Below are 2,492 nucleotides of genomic sequence, written 5' to 3'. Positions count from 1 at the left end.
GATGCGGGTGCGGGGGGTGGGGCAGGCGCGGGTGGGAGCGGGGTCGGGGTGTGGTCACCTCGGGGTCAGGACGCAGAACTCGTTGCCCTCCGGGTCCGCCAAAACCACCCACGGGACGTCGTGCTGGCCGATGTCCACGTGGGTCGCGCCCAGTGCGAGCAGGCGGTTGACCTCGGTCCCCGTGTTGTCGGTCGCGCCTGGGGCCACGTCCAGGTGGACGCGCAGCTTGGCCCGCTTCCGGTCGTCGACGCGGACGAACTCCAGCCACGGGCCGCGTTCCGGCTTCAGGGACGCGAACCGCTCGTGCGCGCGGAACACCTCCAGGCCCGTCGCGGCCGACCAGAAGCGGGCCTGGGCGGTGGGGGTGCGGGCGTCGACCACGACCGCCGCCAGCGGGCCCGCGGTCGCGTAGCCGTCCCTCGGGTCCAGGACGCAGAACTCGTTGCCCTCCGGGTCCGCCAGCACCACCCACGGGACGTCGCGCTGGCCGATGTCCACGCGGGTCGCGCCCAGGGACAGGGCCCGCTCGACCAGCTCCGCCTGGTGCTCCGGGGTCCGGCTGTTCACGTCCAGGTGCACGCGGTTCTTCTCGACCTTCGCGTCCACGCCCACCCCGAACAGCAGCTCCAGGCCCTCGACGTCGAGCGCGGACTCGTCGGCGGGAGGAATCGGGACGGACGTCGGCGGAACCGCAGCGGGCTCCGAAGGCGTCGGGTCGCCGGGGCTTGGCGGAATCCGGGGGTGCTCGCCCGCCGGGGAAAACGGCGAAGCGGGCGAAACGGGCGCGCTCGGTCCGGGGACGCCGAGCAGTTCCGACCAGAAGACCGCCAACGCCCTGTGATCCCGAGCATCAACAACAACGCTGCACCATGTAGTTGACATCGCCCGACGGTAGCCTCTCCGATCATGGCGCAACTGGTTCTCGGCCCGGTGCTGCGGCACGTGAACGGTTCTTCGGCGACCGTCTGGGTGGAAACCGATTCTTCCTGCGAGGTGACCATCGCAGGTCACTCAGCGCGGACGTTCCAGGTCGGCGAGCAGCACTTCGCGCTCGTCGTGGTCCGGGACCTGGTTCCCGGCACCACCACCCCCTACGAGGTCGCCCTCGACGGGACGCAGGCCTGGCCTGAGCCCGACTCGCCGTTCCCGCCCTGCGTGATCCGGACCAAATCCCCCGACGACAACACGCACAACCTGGTGTTCGGCTCCTGCCGCGCCGCGAAGCACGACGGGCGCAAGGCCGACAAGCTCGGTCCCGACGCGCTCGACGCCTTCGCCCTGCGCATGAAGGACCAGCCGGTGGAGGAGTGGCCGGACGCGCTGCTGCTGCTCGGCGACCAGGTCTACGCCGACGAGCCCACCCCGCGCATCAAGGAGTGGCTGGCCGAGCGCCGGGACGGGCAGGAGCCCAAGGGCGAGGTGGTGGAGTTCCGCGAGTACGCCGAGCTGTACCACGAGACCTGGGGCGACCCGGAGATCCGCTGGCTGCTGTCCACCGTCCCCACCTCGATGATCTTCGACGACCACGACGTGCGCGACGACTGGAACACCTCCCGCACCTGGCGCGAGCAGATGGCCCGCAAGCCCTGGTGGCCCGAGCGCATCCGCGCGGGGCTGGCCTCGTACTGGGTCTACCAGCAGCTCGGCAACCTCGACCCGGACACGCTGGCGCAGGACGACCTGTTCGGCAAGGTCACCTCGGCCGAGGGCGACACGCAGGCCCTGCTGGAGGAGTTCGCCGAGGCCGCCGACGCCGAGCTGGACGGGCGCAAGTCCACCTGGTGGAGCTACCGGCGCGACTTCGGCCGGGTGCGGCTGCTGGTGATCGACACCCGCTGCGGGCGCATCCTGGACGGCGACCGGCTGATGATCAGCCACGACGAGTTCGACTGGATCGAGCGCAACGCCGAGGGCGACTTCGACCACCTGCTGATCGGCTCGTCGCTGCCCTGGCTGATGCCGCACGGCCTGAGCCACCTCCAGTCGCTCAACGAGCACGCCGCCGCCAAGCCCGGCTGGCGGGGCGCGCTGGGCGAGAAGGTCCGCCAGGTCGCCGACCTGGAGCACTGGCCCGCGTTCCGGGCGTCGTTCGAGCGGCTGTCGAGGCTGATCCAGCGGATCGGGACCGGCGAGGGCGCGCCCGCGAAGGTCTGCGTGCTGTCCGGGGACGTGCACCACAGCTACGCGGTGCGCGCGGAGTACCCGAAGCCGACCGACTCGGCGATCTACCAGCTGGTGTGCTCGCCGGTGCACAACGACCCGCCGTGGTTCTTCCGGCCCGCGTTCGCGCTGTTCTGGACCAAGCCGGTCACCCGGTGGTTGCGCAGGCGCGCCGACCGGCAGGGCATCTCGCAGGACCCGCTGGCGTGGCGCAGGGTGAGCGGCCCGCACTTCGGCAACTCGGTGGGGCAGCTGCGGATCGAGGGCCGCGAGGCCCGGTTCCGGCTGGAGACGGCGAAGGAGGCCGAGAAGCTCACCGAGGTCGCCGACCT

General features: G+C 71.5%; 2 protein-coding genes. One reads left to right on the top strand and one right to left on the bottom strand.

Features of this window, described 5'->3' with window-relative positions:
- Positions 1-54: 54 nt before the first annotated feature.
- Entirely contained in the window at positions 55-882 is an 828-nt protein-coding gene (locus tag ACTUAL_RS17900; protein WP_440901069.1) for a VOC family protein, read from the bottom strand.
- A gap of 24 nt (positions 883-906) precedes the next feature.
- Here ACTUAL_RS17900 and ACTUAL_RS17895 point away from each other — a divergent pair.
- Positions 907-2,492, top strand: a 1,586-nt coding sequence (locus ACTUAL_RS17895; RefSeq protein ID WP_440901068.1) for an alkaline phosphatase D family protein, incomplete at its 3' end; no start/stop codon positions are given.

Source organism: Actinosynnema sp. (assembly GCF_052038725.1).
Note: the sequence above shows the minus strand (reverse complement) of the source record. Positions and strands in the feature narration are given on the sequence as shown.